This is a genomic window from Brevibacterium antiquum, assembly GCF_016107655.1.
Lineage (GTDB): Bacteria > Actinomycetota > Actinomycetes > Actinomycetales > Brevibacteriaceae > Brevibacterium > Brevibacterium antiquum.
The window spans coordinates 327766-350124 of sequence record NZ_JABASX010000001.1; the positions used below are offsets into that span (position 1 = coordinate 327766).

20 protein-coding genes are annotated in these 22359 nt (G+C 63.0%); 11 read left to right on the plus strand and 9 right to left on the minus strand.

The genetic code is table 11. The annotated features are described in order from the left end of the window. Positions 1 to 13 precede the first annotated feature (13 nt). Both JFC13_RS01440 and JFC13_RS01445 read right to left on the minus strand, forming a co-directional pair. Positions 14 to 481, minus strand: a complete 468-nt coding sequence (locus JFC13_RS01440; RefSeq protein WP_198395331.1) for an Rv3235 family protein — start codon at positions 479 to 481, stop codon at positions 14 to 16. Beyond that, positions 478 to 1314 carry a LysM peptidoglycan-binding domain-containing protein gene (locus tag JFC13_RS01445; protein WP_198395332.1) on the minus strand — a complete coding sequence of 279 codons (837 nt, stop codon included), beginning with the start codon at positions 1312 to 1314 and terminating at the stop codon, positions 478 to 480. The genes JFC13_RS01440 and JFC13_RS01445 overlap by 4 nt, the downstream gene beginning before the upstream one ends. Before the next feature lie 148 nt (positions 1315 to 1462). Here JFC13_RS01445 and JFC13_RS01450 point away from each other — a divergent pair, with 148 nt between their 5' ends. Continuing rightward, entirely contained in the window at positions 1463 to 1978 is a 516-nt protein-coding gene (locus tag JFC13_RS01450) for a hypothetical protein (protein ID WP_198395333.1), read from the plus strand. A 67-nt stretch (positions 1979 to 2045) separates the two neighbouring features. Here the strand turns inward: JFC13_RS01450 and JFC13_RS01455 are convergent, their stop codons facing one another. Continuing rightward, a complete protein-coding gene (locus JFC13_RS01455) occupies positions 2046 to 2267 on the minus strand; it encodes a helix-turn-helix domain-containing protein (protein ID WP_143921250.1) in 222 nt (73 codons plus the stop codon). 140 nt (positions 2268 to 2407) lie between these two features. Between JFC13_RS01455 and JFC13_RS01460 the strand changes: the two genes are divergently transcribed. The 3 genes from JFC13_RS01460 to JFC13_RS01470 are packed head-to-tail and all read left to right on the plus strand — an operon-like array spanning position 2408 to position 4779. Continuing rightward, positions 2408 to 3058 carry a hypothetical protein gene (locus JFC13_RS01460; protein ID WP_198395334.1) on the plus strand — a complete coding sequence of 217 codons (651 nt, stop codon included), beginning with the start codon at positions 2408 to 2410 and terminating at the stop codon, positions 3056 to 3058. After that, entirely contained in the window at positions 3055 to 4275 is a 1221-nt protein-coding gene (locus tag JFC13_RS01465; RefSeq protein ID WP_198395335.1) for an AAA family ATPase, read from the plus strand. Before JFC13_RS01460 ends, JFC13_RS01465 begins: the two co-directional genes overlap by 4 nt. Positions 4276 to 4284: 9 nt before the next feature. Then, complete coding sequence (locus tag JFC13_RS01470) at positions 4285 to 4779, plus strand: DUF6912 family protein (protein WP_198395336.1); 495 nt, start codon at positions 4285 to 4287, stop codon at positions 4777 to 4779. A gap of 34 nt (positions 4780 to 4813) precedes the next feature. Here the strand turns inward: JFC13_RS01470 and JFC13_RS01475 are convergent, their stop codons facing one another. Then, complete coding sequence (locus tag JFC13_RS01475) at positions 4814 to 5278, minus strand: DUF2505 domain-containing protein (RefSeq protein ID WP_198395337.1); 465 nt, start codon at positions 5276 to 5278, stop codon at positions 4814 to 4816. 139 nt (positions 5279 to 5417) lie between these two features. Here JFC13_RS01475 and JFC13_RS01480 point away from each other — a divergent pair, with 139 nt between their 5' ends. Together JFC13_RS01480 and JFC13_RS01485 are read left to right on the plus strand one after the other, a co-directional pair. Continuing rightward, the gene (locus JFC13_RS01480; RefSeq protein ID WP_198395338.1) at positions 5418 to 10307 is read left to right on the plus strand and encodes an NAD-glutamate dehydrogenase; all 4890 of its coding nucleotides are present in this window, start codon (positions 5418 to 5420) and stop codon (positions 10305 to 10307) included. Between the two features lie 140 nt (positions 10308 to 10447). Next, a complete protein-coding gene (locus tag JFC13_RS01485; RefSeq protein ID WP_198395672.1) occupies positions 10448 to 11962 on the plus strand; it encodes a sensor histidine kinase in 1515 nt (504 codons plus the stop codon). A 228-nt stretch (positions 11963 to 12190) separates the two neighbouring features. Here the strand turns inward: JFC13_RS01485 and JFC13_RS01490 are convergent, their stop codons facing one another. Beyond that, positions 12191 to 12439: a WhiB family transcriptional regulator gene (locus tag JFC13_RS01490; protein WP_009884680.1), complete on the minus strand. Its 249-nt coding sequence runs from the start codon at positions 12437 to 12439 to the stop codon at positions 12191 to 12193. A 359-nt stretch (positions 12440 to 12798) separates the two neighbouring features. Here JFC13_RS01490 and JFC13_RS01495 point away from each other — a divergent pair, with 359 nt between their 5' ends. From JFC13_RS01495 to JFC13_RS01510, 4 genes are all read left to right on the plus strand, one after another. Continuing rightward, entirely contained in the window at positions 12799 to 13353 is a 555-nt protein-coding gene (locus tag JFC13_RS01495; RefSeq protein ID WP_198395339.1) for a gamma carbonic anhydrase family protein, read from the plus strand. A 129-nt stretch (positions 13354 to 13482) separates the two neighbouring features. Continuing rightward, on the plus strand, positions 13483 to 14901 hold the full coding sequence (locus JFC13_RS01500; RefSeq protein ID WP_198395340.1) for an NAD(P)H-quinone dehydrogenase: 1419 nt from the start codon (positions 13483 to 13485) through the stop codon (positions 14899 to 14901). A 118-nt stretch (positions 14902 to 15019) separates the two neighbouring features. Further along, on the plus strand, positions 15020 to 15361 hold the full coding sequence (locus JFC13_RS01505; protein ID WP_198395341.1) for a YciI family protein: 342 nt from the start codon (positions 15020 to 15022) through the stop codon (positions 15359 to 15361). After that, a complete protein-coding gene (locus JFC13_RS01510; protein WP_198395342.1) occupies positions 15361 to 16650 on the plus strand; it encodes an RNA polymerase sigma factor in 1290 nt (429 codons plus the stop codon). The genes JFC13_RS01505 and JFC13_RS01510 overlap by 1 nt, the downstream gene beginning before the upstream one ends. Before the next feature lie 73 nt (positions 16651 to 16723). Here the strand turns inward: JFC13_RS01510 and JFC13_RS01515 are convergent, their stop codons facing one another. From JFC13_RS01515 to JFC13_RS01525, 3 genes are all read right to left on the minus strand, one after another. Further along, positions 16724 to 18532 (minus strand): acetyl/propionyl/methylcrotonyl-CoA carboxylase subunit alpha, encoded by a 1809-nt coding sequence (locus JFC13_RS01515; protein ID WP_198395343.1) that lies wholly within the window; start codon positions 18530 to 18532, stop codon positions 16724 to 16726. Positions 18533 to 18655: 123 nt separating this feature from the next. After that, a complete protein-coding gene (locus JFC13_RS01520) occupies positions 18656 to 19339 on the minus strand; it encodes a Maf family protein (RefSeq protein ID WP_198395344.1) in 684 nt (227 codons plus the stop codon). Next, complete coding sequence (locus JFC13_RS01525) at positions 19336 to 20286, minus strand: SGNH/GDSL hydrolase family protein (protein WP_235351959.1); 951 nt, start codon at positions 20284 to 20286, stop codon at positions 19336 to 19338. The genes JFC13_RS01520 and JFC13_RS01525 overlap by 4 nt, the downstream gene beginning before the upstream one ends. A gap of 65 nt (positions 20287 to 20351) precedes the next feature. Between JFC13_RS01525 and JFC13_RS01530 the strand changes: the two genes are divergently transcribed. After that, a complete protein-coding gene (locus JFC13_RS01530; RefSeq protein WP_198395345.1) occupies positions 20352 to 21710 on the plus strand; it encodes an AI-2E family transporter in 1359 nt (452 codons plus the stop codon). 130 nt (positions 21711 to 21840) lie between these two features. On the opposite strand, the gene greA is transcribed toward JFC13_RS01530, so the two are convergent. Then, complete coding sequence (greA, locus tag JFC13_RS01535) at positions 21841 to 22335, minus strand: transcription elongation factor GreA (protein ID WP_198395346.1); 495 nt, start codon at positions 22333 to 22335, stop codon at positions 21841 to 21843. Positions 22336 to 22359 lie beyond the last annotated feature (24 nt).

Sequence of the window (22359 nt, forward strand, 5' to 3'; positions counted from 1 at the left end):
TCTGACGGCGGCCTCACATCGTCTGCAGTGCCGTCATCGTCCACCGGGTGGTGAGCAGTTCCAAGCGAATTGCCACCGCCCGGAATCGATTCTGGGTGCGAACCACGACGGTGACTTCAGCGATCGCGCTGGTGACCCTGCAGACTCTGGCGTTGCCTGCCTGCAGGGTGCGTGTCGCGCCCAGGTCTCCGAATGGTCTGGTCGGTGCCACCTCTGCACGCAGCTGAGCGCGCTGGTCGATCTTCTCCAGCAGGGTCCGGTCGACCCAGCGTGAGATGGAATCGCTGCGTCGTATGCCGGCGAAGATCTCCAGGCACGCCACCGCCAACGATGTCGCGGTGGCGGCAATGCGACTGTCATCACAGTCTTCTGCGGTCTTGCCCTGCTTCGCAGCCTGAGCGCTTGCAATGGGGCTCGGTACGCCGCTGTTCAACGGCGTCGATGCCACCCGGGGACGTGAAAGCACCAGTGGGGCAGTCATGGCTGAATCTCCAATCGTTGGCCGGGCATGATGAGGTTCGGGTTCGCACCGATCACGTCTCGGTTGGCTGAGTAGATGTCGTCGACGATGTCTTGCGTAGTGCCAGCGGACGAGGGTTGATCGGCTGCGATCGACCACAGGCTTTCGCCGGCGCCGACGATATAGATGTCAGAGTCCTCATCATGATTGTCAGGGGTGTCGCTGACGGGATCGTCGATGTCCTGGTCCCGACCTTTGTCACTGTCGGCCGAACCGGCGTTTTTGGATGAACCGGCGTCCTGAGATGAACCGGCTTCCCCGGGCGGTCGATTCTGCGGTGGGGAAGGTGAGGGTTCGGCATCTGGGAGTTCAGGTTCAGCAGCAGGAGATCTCGGGTGAGTTTTCGGTGGGGCGATCGGCCAGCCAGGGTCAGGCGGGGGAACGTCGGGCAGCGCAGTCGGCCAGCCGGGATCGAGCGTGACACTCGCCGATCCAGCGGACGCAGCGTGAACTTCGTTCATGAGCGTATCCGTCGGCGGGGGAGAGGCCTGGGCGGCGTTGACAGCCAGGCTTGCTGAGGCTGCGGCGAGAACGCTTGAGCGCAGTATCGTCGGCACGATGCGCAGTACAGACTGGGTGACGATTGTTCTCATGCGCCCGTTGGGCAGCAGCCTGATCAGCAGCGTCAGAAGGGAGACCACTCCGAGGCGAGAAAAGAGCACGGCAGCAGTGCCGACGACGATGATGACAACGAGATCAGTGGTGCTGCGAGGCGTCGGCAGGTGAAGCCAGGTGGTGATGAACGCACCGATCAGACACAGCCACGAGACGCTGCAAGCTATCAACAGATACATGAGAGACGTCCTTCATTGGAAACGTATCTCAATATTGCCGTTAGACATCATTTGATGTCAATAGATAAATATAACTACGAGGCTGTAGTTCTGCTGATCGGTGCAGAAGCTCTTGCGTGTCGCTCTTCGCTGCGGCAGGCTTCACATCATGGACGATCGGATCGACGCTCTTCTCGCGGATGTCGAAGCAATGCACACGTCCCGGGAAGTCCACGCCAGGAGAGGGGAACTCGGTGACGAAATTGCCGCTCATGCCGCGCAGCACACTCTGCGCGAGCGACTGCGGGGTGCAATCGGTCAGCCGGTGCAGGTCGGTGTCGCCGCTCGTGAAATATCAGGGACAGGTGTCTTTCTCGGCCATGGGATCTTCGTGATCGCCGGCGCAGAGGCGAGCATTGTGGCGATCGACTGGATACGAGAGATGCGCACTCGATCCCGACGACACAGATGCGAATCCGGTCCCCTGGAGCGGTTGGGCATGGCGTCGGCTCTGAGGCGACTGGCCGCCGACCATGAGGAGATCTCCCTGGACTTGGCGGGCGAGGGTGGAACTGTTCGGGGGCGCAGCGACATGGTCGCCTCGGACTACGTCGAGATCTCCGGGCGGATCATCCCGCACCGTTCAATCGCTCTGGTCCGGGCACGAGTCAACCCCTTCGCATAGGCGTGGCTGATCGGAGGCGGTTGACGAGCCGATCGTTGATCGGGGAGTGGTGTGACCTGTCTTCTCTTCAGTCTTCGAGCGAACCGGTCTTGATCTCGTGCTCGGCGCGTTCGTACATCCGCTGGATGTACGCCTCGATCTCGGTCTTCTCCACGCGCCACTGTCCGCGCCCGCCTACCTTGATGGCGCGAAGATCTCCGGTGCGGACCAGGGCGCGGGCTTGAGCGATCGAGACATTGAGCAGATCGGCCACATCGGTGAGCGGCAGGAAGCGATTTTCGACGACCATGAGGGCCCCTTCTCATTCCAGGTGACTGATTGCTTGGTGACTAATTTTGTCAAAACCATTGCTTTGACCTCGTTTGGTGTTCAATACTATCACTCAGAAACAGTTCCTGTCATGGGAAATTTTCCAAAGGTGGAGATGCAATGGAGCTCTCGAAACGAATTCGTCGGCCGAAGTGGACCGATGCCAGGCTGCTGGTCGGGGCAGTCTTAGTTGTTGTGGCCATCGTCGCGACCTATCTACTCATCAGCGCGGCGAACGCAACCACCCGTGTGTGGGCCAGCGCGGTTCCTCTTGTCCCAGGTCAGGTGGTCAGCGCTGATGATCTGACTGTCGCTGAGGTGAATCTGGCTGATATCGGAGAAAAGTACCTTTCTGCGGATGCCGGCTTCCCGGAACATTCGAGTGTGCGGGCCGTCATCGCTGCCGGAGAGCTTCTGCCGGCCTCGGCCCTGGCCCCCATCGCCGAGCTCGAGGGCAGGGTCGTGGCGATCGATGTCGCCGGCTCCGTCCCCACAGTCGTCGACACCGGCAGCCTGGTCGACGTCTGGGCCCAACCGGAATCGAAGGGCCTCGATGATGAAGGAGTTGACCCGCAGCAGATCGTGACCTCGGCTCCGGTCTCGAACATCAGCCGTGAGGTTGGCAGCTTCGGCGTCGGAGATGGTGCCAGGATCGAAGTCTTCGTCGCCAGTGCGGAGCTCGGCGATGTCCTCGGCGCACTCGACGGCAACAGCGTCCTCTCGGTCGTCGGTGCCCCCGCTGAAGTCAGGGCCGAGGGCGGTCAGTCATGACACAGGTGCTCCTGGCCGTGGACTTCGAGTTCGATCTGATCCTGTTCGAGCTCCTCAGCGAGGTCGACGACGTCACCATTGTCGCCCGACCAGCAGATGACGTCGAACTTCTGGCGCTGTGCAGGACGGGCAGCGCCGACGTCGTCATCGTCGGTCAGTATTTCCCAGGATTGGATGCGCAGGTCATCTCCGCGATCCTCGCAGCAGGAACCGCGGTGCTGGGATTCGGCAACGACACGGTGGCACTGGAGTCCCTCGGCATCGTCAGCAGCGTTCCGTCCTCCGCAGATGCCGAGTCTGTGGCGCGGGCGATCGACGATACCCGCGATTCCACCGTCGTCCCGCCCCGACCCCTCGCTCCGCCCGGATCGCTGAAAGGGCAGGGGCGCATCGTCACGGTATGGGGTACGGGCTCATCTCCTGGTCGGACGCTGACGGCGGTCAACCTCGGCGATCATGCTGCCAGGCAAGGCCACCGCAGCGTCGTCGTCGACGCCGATACCGTGGCTGCGATGGTGGCCACGACTCTGGGGCTGACGGAGGAGTCGGCGCATCTGGCCAGCTTGTGCCGACTCGAGGTGGAGAAGACCCCGCCTGTGGACATCTCTGCCGTTCCGCATGCCGCCGTGCGCGATGACTTCCATGCTGTCACCGGACTGACCAGGCCAGACAGGTGGCCAGAAGTTCGCGCTTCGGTTCTGACAGCGGTGCTGTCCCGCCTGGCCAAGATGTTCGACCTCGTTGTCGTCGATGTCTCCGACCGGGTGGATCCCGACGATGACTTCGCCGATCCGTTCTACGACCGGCACTGCGCGACGCGCGCCGCGCTGGAAGCCGCGGACACCGTGCTCGTCCTGGCCGCAGGCGATCCGATCGGTCTGCAGAGGCTCGTCAAACTGCTGGGCACCGAAAGAGTGGAGTCGATGGGGTCCAAGATGCGCATCGGCATCACGAAGGTGCGCTCAGGGGCTGTCGGCCATCCTGCCGAGGTGCGGATTCGGGAAGTGCTCGCCAGATTCGTTCGCCGAGACCCCGACTTCATCTTCAGCGACGACCGGTCAACAGCCGATGCCGCCATGCTGTCCGGGCACACTCTCCATGAGGAGAATCCGAAATCTGTGCTCAGCCAGGAGATCGCTGCCGCGGTGACCGAGCTGCTGCCGCCCCGGAAGCGCTCACGGAAGTCGGGTGCGGGGCGACGGGCGAAGTCCCTTTAGGATTGGAGCATGTCCATTCGCTGCTATATCCCGACCACACTGACCGCAATTCGCAGAGGGCTCGGCTCCGTGCACGCGGTCGTCCCCGATGCCCACGGTCGAGAATTGGGCGGGGATGAACTCGAAGCACGAGAATTCGACGCCCTGTGCATCGCAGCCGCTCTCGCCGCCACTCAGTCCTTCGACGATGCTGCTGCAAGCGCCCAAGAGTCTGCATCGGACTCGGGGCCGGCAGCTGCCTCACCGCGAGCCGTCATCGCCTACGACGCACCTGATTCGAGCGCTGGCGAAGACCTGGCCGAAGGATTCGACGTGCTCACCCTTCCCGAGGTCGACATGACATCAGTTGCCAGCATCCACCTCGACGAGGTCGAGATCTGGGAAGAAGCGGCCGCTATCGCCGCCGACAGGGGACACGAGGCAGCGGAGGACCACCTCGGCGACTCCGATCTTCTCTGGTACGACGCGACCGAGTTGGCCGAGCTGCTGCGCGAACGCGGCTGAGTCCCGATCAGCCCGGACCGCTCAAGCCAGTGCCTCAGGAGTGCTCGAGCTTGGCCAGTCGGTCGGCAAGTCGCTTCTCAAGAATGGGCACAACTGCCTGCTCGATCATCGACCCGAAGAGGGGAATCGAGGAACTGACCTCGGCGCGCACCGCCAGAGAGGTTCCCGAACCATTCTGAACCAGCGCAATGAGCGCATCGATCTCAACGGGCACTCCGGCCGCATGAGCGGTCATCCGGATCTCTGCGCTGTCGCCGATCACATCGCCGGGAATCATATAGACCTCGACGAGTTCCGCATCCGCCGGAAGGCGAGAAGCCAGGGCGGAGGGCATTTCACTCTTGGGCATCGGCGTCTTCACCGTCACCTCGGTGTCGGGGTCGATCCGCTCGGCATGGGCCTCGGATCCCAGCGACTGCCAGGTCGAGACATCGGCAAGTCGGAGGAGAAAATCCGACAGAGCCTCCGAGTATTCATGGTTGAGTGTCAGAGTTCGCATGGCTCCAGTTTGCCAGGAGATCAGCGTCGTGGCGCGGCATGGCTGTCGGCGTGCCTTTCTCCGCATTTGAGCATAGTGTGGGTGGTGGCGGTTCGACGTCGAGCCGCTGTCAATTTTGCGCGCTGATCATAGAGGTGACATGGTGTCTCAGGTCTCATATTCGGACATTGCAGAAGAGTGGAGGAAGCAGAGGGGACAAGGTGCCCCGGAGAACTTCATCGAAGCGTACTATCCGCGTCTCGAACCTGGCACTTCCGAAGCAGGAACCCAGGCGCTGGCCGCAGCGGCCGCCTCACACTACGCTCTAGGACTTGAGTACGACGGCAGGTCACCGGTGATCTCCATCTACAACCCGGACGTCGACTCTCCCGAGTTCCGCGATAACCACACTGTCATCGCCATGGTCCTGACCGACATGCCCCACCTCGTGTCCTCGATCGTCAGCGATCTGGCCACCAGCGGTCGTGCCATCCGTCAGGTCCACCACCCCATCATCGCCGTCGAGGGACAGGGCTCGGACCTGTCCGTGCTGTCTCGGGCCGAGGCCCCAGCGGTCTCTGCCGATACAGCTGGCATCCCTCTCGTATCCGAACCCGCCGAGGCGAGCGGATCCCTCCTTCCGCAGCAGCAGTCCTGGATTCGCCTCGAGATCGATCGACTCCCGGAAGAGGATCTCGCCGGGCTCGAAGACCAGCTGCGCAGCGTCCTCGACTACGTTTCGGCCGCGGCCACCGACGCCAGCGCCATGGCGATCCGGGCCAAGGACATTGCCAAGGAACTGCAGGCGCAGCCGCCACGTTCAGAACTCGCCTCCGAGGCCGAGGCAGCCGCCGAGCTGCTCAACTGGCTTGACGGCCACTTCACGTTCCTCGGATACCGCGAATACGACTACTCTCACGACGAGAGCCAGAGCAGCCTCGAACCGATTGAGCACACGTCCTTAGGCATCTCCACTCTGCGGCCGCTGGTGAAGTCGCCGCTGAGTCGGGCTGTGGCCGATAAGGCCAGTGAACCGCATGTGCTGGTGCTGACGAAAGCGAACTCACGTTCACGCGTGATCCGCGGGTCATTCATGGACTACATCGGGGTCAAGACCTTCGACTCGGCCGGTGAGATCGTCGGTGAGCGCCGCTTCGTCGGCGTCTTCAAGCCTGAGTTCTACAACGACAGCGTTCTCAACATCCCGGTCATCAACCGCAAGGTGCGCAAGATCCTCTCCGCCAGCGGATTCCCGGCAGGATCACATTCGGCGAATGAGCTCCTGGGCGTCCTCGAGACCTACCCGCGCGATGACCTCCTGCACGACGAGACCACGACGATCTTCGATGTCGTCATGCAGATCGTGGACATGCAGGAACGTCGCCAATCACGGGTCTTCGTCCGCCGTGACCCCTACCAGCGGTTCGTCTCCGTCATCCTCTACCTGCCTCGCGACCTCTACGACACGGCGGCGCGCATGCGAGTCCAGGAAGTGCTGCGGAAGTTCTACCACGCTGAGAGCGTCGACTTCGATGTGCTGCTGACAGAATCCGCACTGGCCCGCATTCACTTCGTGGCCCGTGTCGCCCGTGACGTGGAACTGCCGCAGATCGAACCAGAGACCGTGGAGAAGCGGATCGTCGGCGCCGTGCGCTCCTGGTCCGAAGACGTCCACGCTTTCCTCGCTCCCACAGAGCGAGGTGACAGCGACAGCTCCGTGGCACGCGCGAACCGGTGGTCGAAGGCCTTCCCACCCAGCTACGAAGAACACCACTCTCCGGCCGACGCCATCGCCGACGTCGCCCGGTTCGAAGCGCTGGAGTCCGGTGACGGACCCGCCGTGCGCCTCTACAGTCCCGAAGAATCCACGGACGCTCCAGTGCGCCTGGCCCTCTACCGCAACGAACGTGTCGGGCTGTCGGAAGTGCTGCCATTCCTCACCGCCTTCGGAGCGACCGTACTCGACGAACGCCCCCATGAGCTGGACCTCGCCGACGGGTCGCACCGCTACATCTACGACTTCGGACTCACCTTCCCCGAAACCCTCGACGACGGTGACTGCGAACGGATCTCCGAGGCGTTCATGGCCGGCTGGGAGGGCAAGAAGGAGGCAGGAGTCTTCGACCGCCTCGTCGTCTGCGGAATGCATTGGAAACACGTGACGATCATCCGCGCGCTGGGCAAATACCTGCGCCAAGCCGGCTTCACCTACTCCGACGCCTACGTCGGCGAGGTCTACAGCGACAACCCGGAGATCTCACGGCTCCTGGTCGACTACTTCTTCGCGAAGTTCGATCCCACCGCTGACGGAGCCGCACGCGAAGACAGGATGGCCGAACTCAACGAGTCGATCGAATCGTCACTCAGCGATGTTGCCAGCCTCGACGCGGACCGTGTCCTGCGGTCTTCTCTCGAACTGCTGCGCGCCACAGTGAGGACGAACTACTTCCTCGACGAGACCGGCGAGCTGCCGACGGCACTCGTGCTCAAGATCCGCGCCAACGAACTCAGCTTCGTGCCCAAGCCCAAACCAGCACTGGAGATGTGGGTGTACTCGCCTCAGGTCGAAGGCGTGCACCTGCGCTTCGGCACAGTGGCCCGTGGCGGCCTGCGGTGGTCCGATCGTCGCGACGACTTCCGCACCGAGGTCCTCGGCCTGGTCAAGGCGCAGATGGTCAAGAACGCACTCATCGTGCCGACCGGTGCCAAGGGCGGATTCTTCCCCAAGCAGCTGCCCCCGATGAGCGACCGGGACGCGTGGATGGCCGCCGGCCAAGCCGCCTACGAGGTCTTCATCGAAAGCCTCCTCGAAGTCGCTGACAACCTGGTCTACGGCGCGAACGGCGCCCAGGAGGTCGTCCACCCGGACCGCGTCGTGAGACACGACGGAGATGACTACTATCTGGTCGTCGCTGCCGATAAGGGCACCGCTCGCTTCTCGGATGTGGCCAACGCGATCGCCGAACGCCGCGACTTCTGGCTCGGCGATGCCTTCGCCTCCGGCGGATCCGTCGGCTATGACCATAAGAAGATGGCCATCACCTCTCGTGGTGCCTGGAAGTCCGTGGAACGACACTTCCGGGAACTCGGAGTCAACACCGCCGCCGATGACTTCACAGTCGTGGGCATCGGAGACATGAGCGGTGACGTCTTCGGCAACGGCATGCTGCGCAGCGAACACATCCGCCTCGTGGCAGCCTTCGATCACAGGGACATCTTCCTCGACCCGAATCCGGACGCAGCACGCAGCTTCGTGGAACGCAAGCGTCTCTTCGACCTGCCGCGCTCAAGCTGGCAGGACTACGACCGAGAGCTCATCTCCACCGGAGGCGGAGTCTTCCCCCGATCGGCGAAGTCCATCGATCTCAGCTCCGAAGCCGCGGCCGTACTGGGACTCGAGCCCGGTAAGCGCAGCCCCGCCGAGCTGATGTCACAGATCCTCAAGGCCCCCGTCGACCTCGTCTACAACGGCGGCATCGGCACCTACATCAAGTCCTCGGACGAGAGCCATGCAGACGTCGGAGACAAAGCCAACGACGCCATCCGCATCGATGGTCGTGACGTGCGCAGCCGGGTCGTCGGAGAAGGCGGCAACCTCGGTGTGACCCAGCTGGGCCGTGTCGAAGCGGCGCTGAACGGCGTGGCGATCAACACCGACGCCGTCGACAACTCGGCAGGTGTGGACAGCTCCGACCATGAGGTCAACATCAAGCTGCTTCTGCGCACCCTGCTCCACAAGGGCGCCTTCGCCGCAGAAGATCGCGAACGTGTGCTGCTGTCCTTCACCGACGACGTCGCCGACCGGGTCCTGGCCAACAACTACGCACAGAACGTCGTCCTCGGTGAGGCTCGGGCCCAGACAGAGTCCATGTCGGGCACCTATGGTCGGATGCTGAGATACCTGGAGGAGAACGGCGACCTCGATCGTCAGGTCGAGTTCCTGCCCGATGCGCAGGAACTGACCAAACGTGAGTTCAGCGCCTATGTCTCCCCGGAACTGGCGGTTCTCCTCGCCTATGCCAAGATGCATGCCGCCGATGAGATCCTGGACAGCGTGGTTCCCGATGAGGAGTGGATGAAGCGGGAACTGACCTCCTACTTCCCCGACTCCCTTGTCGAGAAGTACGGAGAGCTCATCCCGGAACACCCCCTGCACCGGGAGATCGCGACAGCCAAGCTCGTCAACCGGATGATCGACCGCGGCGGACTCACCTACGTCTACCGGATGCTGGAAGAGACCCCCGCCTCGGTGCCGCAGATCGCCCGTGTCTTCGTCGTCGTCTCCGAGATCTTCGGACTCGATGACTTCTTCGAAGCGGTGTGCGCACTCGACAACAAGGTGCCGACCGCAGTCCAGGTCCAGCTGCAGCACGCCTATGTGCGTCTGCTCGATCGGTCGTCGCGCTGGTTGGTGCAGCAGGCACCGGACACCCTCGACGTCGATTCCGGCATCGAGCGCTACGGCAACGTCGTCGCAGCTCTGCGAGCTCGCGTGCCCGACCTCGTCGACGGCTTCGACGCCGAGAGCATGAGGGCAACGGCACAGGGCTACATCGACGAAGGCGTGCCGAGCGAACTCGCATGGCGCGCGGCAGCCCTGCTCGATGAGTTCGTACTTCTCGACATTGCCCAGCTGTCTGCCCGTGCGGGTGAATCCGCAGAGGACGTCGCTGAACTCTACTACGCTGTCAACGACAAGTTCTCCGGTTCGCAGGTGCTCACTCTCATCGGCGATCTCGACCGCAGCGACCGGTGGTCGGCCTTGGCACGGGGCTCGCTGCGCGATGACTTCTACTCATCGATCCTGTCGGTGGCCGGCACGGTCCTCGCCGCGACCGACTCGCCGATCTCCGGGACTCCAGACGAGCGAGCCGGTCAGCGTCTGACCGAATGGCTCGAACGCAATGAGACCGTGGCCGCACGGGTGCTGGATACGACCGAGACGATCCTCGGACTCGAGACCGTCACCCAAGCCCCGCTGTCGGTGCTGCTGCGCATGATGCGCGGTGTTGTCCGCTCCTCGGCATGGGAATCGGAGCAGGCCGTCTGAGCAGTGACCCCAACTGATCAGTGATAGCGTCAGATCATTACTGACGTCGACAGACTTCGCGGGCTTGGAGCCTGCGGGTCTGTCGGCGTCTGTGCCGCCATCATCGGCCTGTGCCGTTGCCCATCCGGAAGAAGAACACAGTGCTCAACGAACTCCTGGCCGCCGAAGGCATCACTGACGAAACCGATGTCGAACACATCCACCTGTTGGTGGGGGACTGGCAGCTCATCTCCGACCTGTCCTTTGCCGACCTCGTCCTGTGGGTGCCCTCGGCCAGCGGGGCCTACACAGTGGTGGCGCATTCGCGTCCGACCACGGGTGCGACCCTGTTCAATCGCGACCTCATCGGAGCCCGAGCCACCGGACTCGAACGGGAGCTCCTGGACACGGCAGCGAGCTCACATGAACTGGTCACGAAGGTGGCGCAGGCGAAATCCCTCGGCGTCAACGCCGGAACCGATGACACGGAAGTCTCCGCCGAGGCGGTGCCCCTCGTCCGTGGGGGAGTGACGATCGCCATCTTGGTCCGGTACTCCGAGGAGCTCCGTCGTCGCGGTTCCTCACGCCTGGAGAAGTTCTACACACAATCCGCGATGTCGTTGCTGATCATGATCGCGCAGGGTGCCTTTCCCGACCGGGAGGCACCCAGCGGAGCCCGGCACGGCGAACCGCGCGTCGGAGACGGCATCTTCATCCTTGATCGTGACTCCCACGTCCAATACGCCTCCCCGAACGCGGTCTCTCTCATGCACCGTCTGGGCCACCGCGGTGAGATCGAAGGGGACTACCTCGCTGAGGTGGTCTCGAGTCTGAGCACAGAGCTGCGTCAGGTCGATGAGACGCTTCCGCTCGTGCTCACCGGTCGTGCCCCCTGGCGGACCGAGCTCGAAGTCGGTCGGACGAGTGTGTCGCTGCGGGCGATCCCGCTGACCGATGACGGCACTCGCACCGGCGCGATCGTCCTGGCTCGGGATGTCTCGGAGATCAGACGACGCAAGCGCGAGCTGCTCTCACGCGATGCGATGATCAAAGAGATGCACCACCGGGTCAAGAACAACCTGCAGACCGTTTCGGCACTGCTGCGTCTGCAGACTCGTCGGATCGACAGCCCCGAGGCGAAGGGTGCTCTGACGGAGGCGATGCGCCGAGTCTCGATCATCGCCGTCGTCCATGACGTGCTCAGCCAGGGAGTCGAATCGGAGGTGGACTTCGACGAGGTCGTCGACAAGGGGCTGCGCCTGACGCCCGAGCTGACGAGTCCACTGGTCCAGATCAGCCTCAAGCGCTGCGGCAGCTTCGGCACCATCTCCTCAGCGGACGCCACCTCATTGGCCCTGGCGATCACTGAGCTCATCACCAATGCGATCGAGCACGGGTTCCCGGTCGCTGAGCAGGAGAACCTCGCTCCGGGCGAGACGCTCACCGGACATGTGTGGGTGACTCCGGAACGCGAGGGCGATCACCTGCATGTCACGATCGCCGACGACGGTGTGGGACTGGGGGAGGACCACAGTCCCGGCAACGGGCTGGGCACGCAGATCGTGAAGACCCTGGTCTCTGCCGACCTGGCGGGTTCGATCCAATGGCAGGAACGTGAGGGCGGCGGAACCGTGGCGATTCTCGACGTGCCTCTGCGCCCCGACTCCTACGACTGAAATCGGCAGAAACCGGCCTCAATCAGCGACTTCACGACAAAACACCCTGCGACCAGTGAATCACCCCTTGGCAAAGGGGTGATTCGGCACTGACAGTGCGGGTTCATGGCTGTGGGTCGGGTGCGGACACGATTGAGTCCCTTGCTCAGAATGCGAAGATCTCGTATTCCGAGCAAGGGACTCAATTGGCGAATATCTGCGACCGCCTGTCTCTAGCCGCTGAAGGATTCAGCCAGCGCGGCGGGCACGTGCGGCGCGACGTTTGAGCGCACGACGCTCATCTTCGCTGAGACCGCCCCAGACACCAGCATCCTGACCGGACTCCAGAGCCCACTGCAGGCAGGTCTCCACTACTTCACAGCGGCGGCATACAGTCTTAGCCTCTTCGATCTGAAGCAGGGCAGGACCGGTGTTTCCGATCGGGAAGAACAGTTCCGGATCCTCATTGAGGCATGCTGCACGATGTCGCCAATCCATGGTGACCTTTCGACGAATTAAGTGAACGCGGTTGACCACACCCAAATTCCAGGCGCGCAACTCTCTTACCCAAGGTTCACATAACCGTTTTGGGCACACAAGGGTAATGCAGTGTGAAATTTCTGACAAATATTTTGTTCATTGTCCTGCTATGGGGCCCTTGACGCAAATTCGTCCACTATCCGTCTTTTTCGAGGCAGCAGGCAACGATGACATCATGATGCGTCCTTCCTCTGAGGTATGCCAAGTTCACGGCTAGACTGGCGATGAAACGACTGGTCACCTCGGTGGCGGCTCCAATCACCGCTGACTCAGTCGAACACGAGAATCTGAACTCAACGTGAACCAATGGAGGACTCATGACAACGGACAATCTTTCCCAGGCACGCATCATCTCTGTCGGCGGGCACACCCCTCAGGTCGATCCCGGTGCGTTCATCGCAGCCGGTGCCACCCTGGTCGGGGACGTGAGGGTGGAGAAGGGCGCGAGCGTCTTCTACGGCTGCGTGCTCCGAGCTGAAGCCGCCCCGATCACCATCGGCGAGGACTCGAATGTGCAGGACAACACGGTCATGCACACAGATGAGGGCAAGCCAGTCGTCATCGGCTCACGGGTCTCCATCGGCCATCAGGCTCTTGTCCATGGTGCAGTGGTCGACGACGACGTCCTCATCGGCATGCACGCCACCGTCCTCAACGATGCCCACGTGGGCTCCGAATCACTTGTCGCCGCAGGCGCGATCGTCTTGGAAGGCACCGAGATCCCACCCAGGTCGCTGGTGGCAGGAGTCCCGGCCAAGGTGCGTAGGGAGATGACCGACGACGGCATTGAGAAGGTACGCCAGAACGCTCAGTCATACCTGCGTCTGTCAGCACTGCACCGAGATACTGCCGAAGTCATCGACGGACTCTGAGCCACCTCGGGCTCTGGGAGGTCCTGAGTCTCAGACTCTTCGAGTGGTGCTTGAGGCCCTGGTCATTGAGCGTTGTCAGAACCGAGGCGTCCATTCGCTCTGTCGTCCGCTATTTGAGAGGATTGCACTGTGAACACTGAATTTGAATCCACTGCAGATCGAGTCGTCATCATCGGTGGTGGCCCGGGCGGATACGAAGCCGCACTGGTTGCCGCCCAATTGGGTGCGGACGTGATGCTGATCGAGCGCAACCGCTGCGGTGGGGCCGCTGTCCTCACCGATGTCGTTCCGTCGAAATCGCTCATCGCCACGGCCGAGATGATGGAGGAGATCGGCCGTTCTGAGAGCTTGGGCATCCGCATCTACGACAGCGAGGGCGATGACGGCGATACGGTCGTCGCGGACCTCAAGGCCGTCAACAAGCGCATCCTGTCGCTGGCCGACGCCCAGGCCAATGACATCTACGAAGCGCTGGTTCGAGCAGGTGTCAAGGTGATCCAGGGAACCGCGACCCTGGCTGACCGAGATCATGTCAACGTCGTCGAAGAAGGCGGCACAGAGTACACGCTCGAGGCGTCGACGATCCTCCTGTCTGTGGGCTCTCATCCCCGTGAACTCGACTCGGCGAAGCCGGACGGAGAGCGCATCCTCTCCTGGACGCAGCTCTACGACCTCGATGAGATCCCCGAACACCTCATCGTCGTCGGCTCAGGTGTCACCGGTGCGGAATTCGCATCCGCCTACCGTGCGCTGGGAACGAAGGTCACACTGGTCTCCTCCCGTGAGAAGGTCCTGCCTGGTCAGGACGAGGACGCTGCCGACGTGCTGGAGTTCGTGTTCCGCAATAAGGGCATGAACGTCCTCTCTCGGTCGCGCGCCGACTCGGTGAAGCGGACCGAGAACGGCGTCGAGGTGACTCTGTCGGACGGCCGTCGTGTCGAAGGATCACACTGCCTGATGGCCGTCGGTTCCATCCCGAACACCGAAGGCCTCGGCCTGAGCGCCGCGAAGGTCAAGGTCGCCGAGTCCGGTCATATCAAGGTTGACGGCGTTTCGCGCACCTCTCGTTCCGGCGTGTACGCGGCAGGTGACTGCACCGGTGTGCTTCCCCTGGCCTCCGTAGCGGCGATGCAGGGGCGGATTGCGATGTTCCATGCGCTCGGTGATGCCGTGCAGCCGCTGAAGATTCGTCACGTGGCATCGAACGTGTTCACCGCCCCTGAGATCGCGACCGTCGGCTTCACCCAATCCGACTACCGGGAGAACTCGACCGACATCGATACGGTGATGTTGCCCCTGGACACGAACCCTCGCGCCAAGATGCTTGGCATCAAGGACGGATTCGTCAAGCTCTTCGCCCGCCGAGGTTCGGGTTCGATACTGGGCGGAGTCGTCGTCGGTCCTCGTGCCAGTGAGCTCATCCTGCCGATCACCATGGCTGTGGAGAACCGCCTGACAGTCGATCAGCTCTCCGCTTCGTTCGTCGTCTATCCGTCGGTGAGCGGATCCCTGACAGAGGCATCACGGCAGCTGCACCGACACCTGTAGAAGATTTCTCTCTCCGAACTGTCGATATCGGGACCAGCCACCCGTCAGTATGGTGTCAGGCACCTTCGCTTGACGTGCTCAGCAGATGCTGGCGCACAACTGACGTAAGGAGAGAGATATGAAGTACGCACTTCTGCTCATGGGAAATGTCGCCGACGCCGAATGCGGTGCGGACGAGGGACCTGATCCCAGCGAGTTCATGGCCTTCGATGAAGAGATCAACGCGGCGGGCATCGTCGTCGGAGGATTCGCCCTCGAAGGTCCTGAGACGGGTGTGCGCGTCAGTACTTCGGCCGCTGAAACCGTCGTGACCTCGGGACCGTTCGCAGAAAGCGGTGAATTCGTCGGCGGAAGCTACATCATCGAGGTCGCGAATATCGACGAGGCGATCGCGTGGGCGGAGAAGAGCCCGGGGTCCGCTCTGGGCCACATCGAGATACGGCCCCTCGCCGACTACTGATGGCCTCGGCAGGCAGCGCCGAGCAGCCCGCAGTCGCCGCGGTTCTCCACACAATCGATGTTGAGGACCGTGGGCGACTGCTTGCGGCTCTGGCAGCGAAATTCCATGATCTCGACCTCGCCGAGGATGTCCTCCAAGAGGCCATGGTGCGGGCCCTGGAAACCTGGACTCACCGAGGTGTGCCGCAGAATCCGCAGGCATGGCTGATGACTGCTGCGAAGAATCGGGCACTCGACATCATCCGGTCCGATGCGGTGAGGGCGCGTCGACTTGCCGGACTTCGCATCGAATCCGAGGCCGACAACGGTGATCATGTCGACCACGCAGTCCGCGTCGGCGAAGAGCTGAGCTCGGTGAGCATTCCCGATGAGCGACTTGGCCTGTTCTTCACCTGCTCTCACCCGACCTTGAGGGAACGGGAGAGGATCGCCCTCATCCTGCGCTTCCTAGCTGGTCTGAGCACCGCCGAGGTTGCGGCAGTCTTCCTTGTGGATACGACGACCATGCAGCAGCGCATCGTCAGAGCCAAGAAACGGATCACCACGACGGGCATTCCTTTCGGCACGCCCACAGCGGGGCAGCTGCACGAGCGCCTTCCCGGGGTCCTGCGAGTTGTCTATCTCATCTTCACTCAGGGGTTCACACCCACGACAGGTGTCGACCACAGCCGAACCGATCTGCAGCGGGAGGCAATAGCATTGGCGCGGCTGCTCGTGACGCTTTTGCCGCAGGTGACCGAGGCCAGAGGCCTGCTGTCGCTTCTGCTGCTCACGGGTGCGCGAGCCCCGGCACGAACTGACTCCGCCGGGGTGCCAGTGCCCTTGGCCGAGCAGGACCGCAGGCTGTGGGATTCGAAGCTCATCGCCGAAGGACTGGGGCTGGCGCTCACCGCCGCGGGTGAACCAGGGGCCGGCTCGTACACAGTCCAGGCTGCGATTGCGGCATTGCACGCTGAGGCCGTCACCTATTCGGAAACCGACTGGGCGCAGATCCTCGTCCTCTACGGCCTTCTCGCACGACTCGAGCCAGGCCCCGTCGTGGAGCTCAATCGGGCCGTGGCCAAGGGAAAGGCGAAGGGTCCTGAGGACGGGCTCACCGCGCTCGAGGACCTGGCCGCGGAACCAGGATTGGAAGGGTATCGCCCCTTCCACATCGCACGGGCCCTGACATTTGGTGAGCTGGGGATGCCCGAGCACGCAGAAGCCGCTTTCAGGAGGGCACTGGACTGCCCGGGCAATGATGCCGAGTCCGATTACATCGAGACACAGATCAGGGATCTGCTCTCCTGAGACCGTTTCAGGCGGCGCTGAACGGCCTCAGGCGGCGTTGAACGGCCTCAGGCGGCGTTGAACGTGAACGGCCTCAGGCGGCGAAGCGGATGATCGGCTCGCCCGACCTCACCGAGACGCCGGCATCGACGAGCACCTCGGAGACGGTCCCGGAATGACCGGCCTTGAGCGGCTGCTCCATCTTCATCGCCTCGATCACGGCCAGGGTGTCACCGGCTTCGACAGTGTCACCGGCTGCCACGGAGACTGACACGATCGTGCCCTGCATGGGTGCGTTGAGCGAGTTCGAGTCGTCGGCCAGCTGAGCGCCCTTGCGGCTGAGGCTGCGCTTGCGGCGCGGCACACTCGGGCTCGGGACATGCCCGAGGTCGGAGATGACGTCCTTGGGCACCGAGACGGTCATCCGGCGGCCATCGACCTCGACCACAACACTGAAACTATCGGTTGATGTGCTCATCTGATCTCCTGGTTGCGGGTCGGCAAGTGGATTGACGAAAGTGGTTTCGAGCCAATTGGTCCAGACCTCGAAGTCCTGGGCGAAGGCCTTCTCGGCGACAAGTACGCGATGGAGGGGAAGCAGGGTCGATACGCCCTCGATGCGATACTCATCCAAGGCTCGTCGTGCTCGTGCCAGAGCCTGGTTCCTGTCGGCTCCGGTGATGATGAGCTTGGCCAGCATCGGATCGAAGTCCGTGCCGACGACGCTGCCTTCGCCGATGCCCGAGTCCAGGCGCACGCCCGGCCCGGCCGGAGCCCGGTGGTTCTTCACCGTACCCGTGGCGGGGAAATAGGTCGTGGGGTCTTCGGCATTGATCCGGAACTGGATCGAGTGACCGCGAACCTGCGGGAACGCGTCAGGAAGGTGTTCCCCAGAGGCGATGCGCAGCTGCCAGGCGACGAGGTCGACGCCCGTGACCTCTTCTGTCACTGTGTGCTCGACCTGGATCCGCGCATTGGCCTCCATGAAGATGATTGTGCCGTCGGTGCCCAGGAGGTATTCGCAGGTGGCCGCCCCGACGTAGCCGACATGGGCGAGAACGCGGATGGAGGCCTCGGTGACGAGTCGCTCCTGATCGGGGGTGAGGAACGGCGCTGGGGCCTCCTCGACGATCTTCTGATTTCGGCGCTGCAGGGTGCAGTCGCGGGTGGAGAGGACCTGCACATTGCCGTGGGCATCGGCCAGACACTGGGTCTCGATGTGGCGCGGGCGCACGATCTGCTTCTCAATGAGGCATTCGCCGCGTCCGAAGGCGCTGAGCGCTTCACGGGTGGCGGCGGTGTAGGCGGTCTCGAGGTCCTCGGCCGCGGCGCAGGCGCGAAATCCGCGTCCGCCGCCGCCGTGGACAGCCTTGATGACAACCGGATAGTCGATCCTGTTGGCCACCTCGGCGGCCTCTGTCAGATCTGCGACGGCTCCGTCGGAGCCGGGAGCGACAGGAGCAGAGACAGCCTCGGCGACCTCACGAGCACCGGACTTGTCACCCAGGAGTTCGATCGCCGACGGGGGAGGACCGATCCAGGTCAGACCGGCATCGATCACGGCCTGAGCGAACAGGGCGTTCTCGGCCAGATATCCGTAGCCGGGGTGGATCGCATCGGCACCGGAGCGTTTGGCCAGGGCGAGGATCTTGTCGATGTCGAGGTAGGTCTCCCCGGGGCCGGCTCCGTCGAGGAGCCAGGCGTCGTCGGCCAGATGCACGAAATCGGCGTCCGAGTCCGCGCGGGTGTAGACGGCGATGGCTTTGACACCGAGGTCGTGGGCCGCCCGAATGATGCGCAGCGCGATCTCACCGCGATTGGCGATGAGGACGCGGCGCACAGCAGCTGTGGGGACGCGGGTGTGCAATGCTGCAGTCGACTGTTCGGGGAGAACTGTGGTCATGGCGCTCCTTTGTATGATCACAGAACAATTTAGAGATCGACACCAAGCGTTTGTAGGTCAGAGATAAAAACTTCGGCCGAAAACTTCAAAGTCTTCGGGCGTGTCCGTCTGCCCTCAGCGATTCTACTCGCGTGGTGACCACAGATCGGGCCAGAACAGGCCCGAGTCGCGGACCAGATCACGGATCACAGGGAGGCTGAGACCGAGGACGGTGAGATGGTCGCCGGCAAGGCGTTGGACGAACGCTCCTCCGTACCCGTCGATGGTCAGTGCACCGGCTACGTGGAAGGGCTCCTCGGTCGCGATGTATGCCTCGAGCTCCTCAGGAGTCGGCTCGCCGATGAGCACCGAGGTCGTCGATCGCTTTGAGCGGATGTCGACGAGCTCGAAGTTCGCCGTCGACGATTTTGCCGTCGACGAGTTTGCCCGTCTGAGCACGGCGAGCGTGTGTCCCGAGTGCAGCTCGGTCCACGCCCCTGCTATATCCGCCCACACCTCACGTGTGCGTTCGGCTGTTCCGGGCTTGCCGATCGCGTCGCCGTCATGTTCGAGCAGTGAGTCCCCGGCAATGATCACTGCGGTATCCGCTGCGGCCAGCTGCGGGGGAGGGGAGGCGAGCACACGATCGATGACGGCACGCGCCTTCGCCTCGGACAGGGCCGTGGTGAGATCGGCGACGGAACCCGCGAAACGTGACTCGATGGCGGACTCGTCGACCTCGGAGACGATGATGATCGGATCGATTCCCGAAGCGGTGAGGATCTCTCGTCGGGACGGGGACTGTGAAGCCAGGACGACAGGGATCACGAGGCTGCCTCAGCTTCGGGGACAGGATCGGCGTCTGTCTCAGGTTCCGTCTCCGACAGCGGTGCAGGGGCCGGCCTGCGTGCGCCCTCGCCCTTCTCCGGGATGTCGAGGCTGCGGTCGACCTCGATGGGGGCCTCGATGCGATCGGCGATCGCTGCGAGGACGGTCGAGGACAACTGGGCATAGCCCAAAGTGCTGGGGAAACGCCCGGACTCGTTGAGCAGAGATCTGCGTGTGGTCCCACTCAGCGAACCGGTGGCTCGCAGCGGAGTGGCGCGGGCAGCCAGGGCCGCCAGCCACTGCGAGCCGGCGAGCACACGTGAGGTCCTTCGCAGGGAGGTCTTGAGCGGATCCCGCAGTCCCGGAAGTCCGCCGAGGTTGGGGCAGACCAGCACGAAGACCGTGTACCTGCCCTCTCTCTGAAGCCGGTTGATCGCCTGGTTGAGCACGGGAATGCCGATGGTTCCGTGAATCGGGTGGATGATGTCGCCGGTCCCGATGGAGATGATCGCGAATCGACGCTGTTCGGTCCACGAATCGGAGAGCTGACGCGAGAGCCAGGCGGAGCGCAGGATCTCATCGACTTGCCTCGGCAGATCTTCGGACAGAGCTGAGGGGCGCGCGGTTGATTGGACGCGAACTGTGGTGCCCAGGATACGGCCGAGCCCCCGGGCGATGAGGTTGGGAGGAGCCAGCGTCGGGTCGTCGACATCGATTCCACACAGCCATGAGTCCCCGATGATCGCCAGCGCGGCGGAATCCTCGTCGTCGTAGTTGCGTGGGGGAGCGACCGCCTCGGCGAAGGTGGAATACGCCCGCTGGGCGTCGTCGTCGAACGCTTTGCGAAGCGCGCCTGCCTGGTGGCGGAGGAGACCGACGGCCGACGCGCCGACACCGACAGCGGTCCCCGTCATGGTGGCCAAGGTGTACAGCATGCGTTTTCCCACGAAACTCCCTCCTTTAACCGTCATCATTGCACTTGTCCGAGCTTCCCAACAACTATTGTTGAGTTATGTCTGACAATGAGAAGAAGCAATCCCCGAATCGGTTCCGTGGGGCCTGGGACGCGTTCCGCAAAGGCCGAGACGATGGCCGATCCAAACCTTCTGAGACCGCCTCTCGTGTGCAGGACGTCAGCGCCGAAGATATCGCGCACAGCCGTATCGAAGCCGAAGCTGTTCCCTATGTGGCACCGGGCCTCAAGCTCGCAGCCGCATGGTCGTGGCGTTCGCTCGTCGTGCTCGTTGCCATCGGCGTCGCATTCTGGTTGCTGGCGAAGATCTCGAGCGTCGTTCTGCCGGTCCTCATCGCCCTCCTGCTCACGGCCCTCTTGGCGCCGTTCACCAACTGGATGGTGAAGAAGGGGCTGCCCCGCGTCGCCGCCGCTCTCATCGCCTTCTTAGGGTTCATCGTCGTCGTCTCGGGACTCTTCACCTTGGTCGGGCAGCAGATCTACTCGGGTATGCCAGACCTCGTCGATCAGGTGATCACAGGATTCGCCGGCATCAGCGACTGGTTGGCCAGCAGGCCCTTCGGTCTTGATGCTTCCACGGTCTCCGGCTATATCGACGATTCACTCGATGCGGCCACGAACTTCTTCCAGAACAACAGCTCACAGCTCCTCGGCGGCGCGTGGCAGGCGACGTCATCGGTCGGCACCTTCCTCACCGGGGCCGCGGTGTGCCTGTTCGCGACCTTCTTCTTCCTCTATGACGGAGAGAAGATCTTCCGCTGGGCCATGCGTCTGCTGCCGCTGCCGGCTCAGCCCATTGCCACCGGAGCTTCGGAGCGTGGCTGGACCACCCTCGTCCAGTACGTGCGTGTCCAGGTCCTCGTGGCCGGCGTCGACGCCATCGGCATCGGCATCGGTGCGGCGTTCCTCGGGATACCGTTGGTCATTCCGATGACGGTACTCGTGTTCCTGGCCTCGTTCGTCCCCGTCGTCGGTGCGATCGCCTCGGGCGTCGTAGCGGTGCTGGTGGCCCTGGTCTCAAGCGGCCCGGTCAGTGCCCTGATCATGCTGGCCGTGGTCCTCGCCGTGCAGCAGATCGAAAGCCAGATCCTGCAGCCGTTCCTCATGGGCAAAGCCGTGTCCGTCCACCCGTTGGCAGTCATCCTCGCCGTGACCGCCGGTGGCTTCCTGTTCGGCATCGTCGGCGCGCTGTTCGCTGTTCCTCTGGTCGCCGTCCTCAATACGGTGGTGACCTACATCGTCCATGCCAAGAACCCGAACAGTGCCTCCGATGGTGAAGGCGATGAGGCCTCAGCCGTCCTCGAGCGGGCAAAGGGCAAGCTCGATACCGCTGTCCACGAGGCTGCAGTCGAGGAATCTGACGGTGACTCGACGAAGGGCGACAGCCGGACCGACTGAGCGGGTCCGAGCCAGTTGATCAGGACAATGAATGAAGCTGCAGCACAATGAATGAAGCAGTGGGCGGGTGATGATCACCCGCCCACTGCTTCATTCTGCTTGGTGGCTGCACCCCGTTCGGGGCCTTCGATCAGCCGGAGAAAGGCTCGATGCCCTTGACCTCGACCTTGATCTCCTTGCCGTTGGGAGCTTCGTAGGTGGTCTTTCCTCCGACGGCGACACCGAGCACCGCGGCGCCCAGTGGGGACTTCTCCGAAAACACGTCGATATCCGAATCGCCGGCGATCTCACGGCTGCCCAGCAGGAACCGCATGTCGTTTCCGGCCACCTTCGCGGTGACGACGGAACCGGGGGATACGGTTTTGCCATCGCTGTCGCTGGATCCGACCTTCGCAGACTGCAGGAGCAGCTCGAGCTGGCGAATGCGTGCCTCCTGCTTGCCCTGCTCCTCGCGCGCCGCGTGGTAGCCGCCGTTCTCCTTCAAGTCACCCTCGTCGCGGGCGGCTTCGATCTTCTCAGCAATCTCTGCACGTCCCGGTCCGGAGAGGTGTTCAAGTTCCTGCGACAGGCGGTCGAAGGCTTCCTGAGTCAACCATGTTTCTTCCTGGGTGACATCCTCGGTCATGACTTCTCCTTCTTCGGTTCGGTG

Excerpts from the sequence above, each read along its gene's own strand:
- JFC13_RS01440 (WP_198395331.1), bottom strand. The coding sequence starts at position 481 with ATGACTGCCCCACTGGTGCTTTCACGTCCCCGGGTGGCATCGACGCCG.
- JFC13_RS01445 (WP_198395332.1), bottom strand. The coding sequence starts at position 1,314 with ATGTATCTGTTGATAGCTTGCAGCGTCTCGTGGCTGTGTCTGATCGGT.
- JFC13_RS01450 (WP_198395333.1), top strand. The coding sequence starts at position 1,463 with ATGGACGATCGGATCGACGCTCTTCTCGCGGATGTCGAAGCAATGCAC.
- JFC13_RS01455 (WP_143921250.1), bottom strand. The coding sequence starts at position 2,267 with ATGGTCGTCGAAAATCGCTTCCTGCCGCTCACCGATGTGGCCGATCTG.
- JFC13_RS01460 (WP_198395334.1), top strand. The coding sequence starts at position 2,408 with ATGGAGCTCTCGAAACGAATTCGTCGGCCGAAGTGGACCGATGCCAGG.
- JFC13_RS01465 (WP_198395335.1), top strand. The coding sequence starts at position 3,055 with ATGACACAGGTGCTCCTGGCCGTGGACTTCGAGTTCGATCTGATCCTG.
- JFC13_RS01470 (WP_198395336.1), top strand. The coding sequence starts at position 4,285 with ATGTCCATTCGCTGCTATATCCCGACCACACTGACCGCAATTCGCAGA.
- JFC13_RS01475 (WP_198395337.1), bottom strand. The coding sequence starts at position 5,278 with ATGCGAACTCTGACACTCAACCATGAATACTCGGAGGCTCTGTCGGAT.
- JFC13_RS01480 (WP_198395338.1), top strand. The coding sequence starts at position 5,418 with ATGGTGTCTCAGGTCTCATATTCGGACATTGCAGAAGAGTGGAGGAAG.
- JFC13_RS01490 (WP_009884680.1), bottom strand. The coding sequence starts at position 12,439 with ATGGATTGGCGACATCGTGCAGCATGCCTCAATGAGGATCCGGAACTG.
- JFC13_RS01495 (WP_198395339.1), top strand. The coding sequence starts at position 12,799 with ATGACAACGGACAATCTTTCCCAGGCACGCATCATCTCTGTCGGCGGG.
- JFC13_RS01505 (WP_198395341.1), top strand. The coding sequence starts at position 15,020 with ATGAAGTACGCACTTCTGCTCATGGGAAATGTCGCCGACGCCGAATGC.
- JFC13_RS01510 (WP_198395342.1), top strand. The coding sequence starts at position 15,361 with ATGGCCTCGGCAGGCAGCGCCGAGCAGCCCGCAGTCGCCGCGGTTCTC.
- JFC13_RS01515 (WP_198395343.1), bottom strand. The coding sequence starts at position 18,532 with ATGACCACAGTTCTCCCCGAACAGTCGACTGCAGCATTGCACACCCGC.
- JFC13_RS01530 (WP_198395345.1), top strand. The coding sequence starts at position 20,352 with ATGTCTGACAATGAGAAGAAGCAATCCCCGAATCGGTTCCGTGGGGCC.
- greA (WP_198395346.1), bottom strand. The coding sequence starts at position 22,335 with ATGACCGAGGATGTCACCCAGGAAGAAACATGGTTGACTCAGGAAGCC.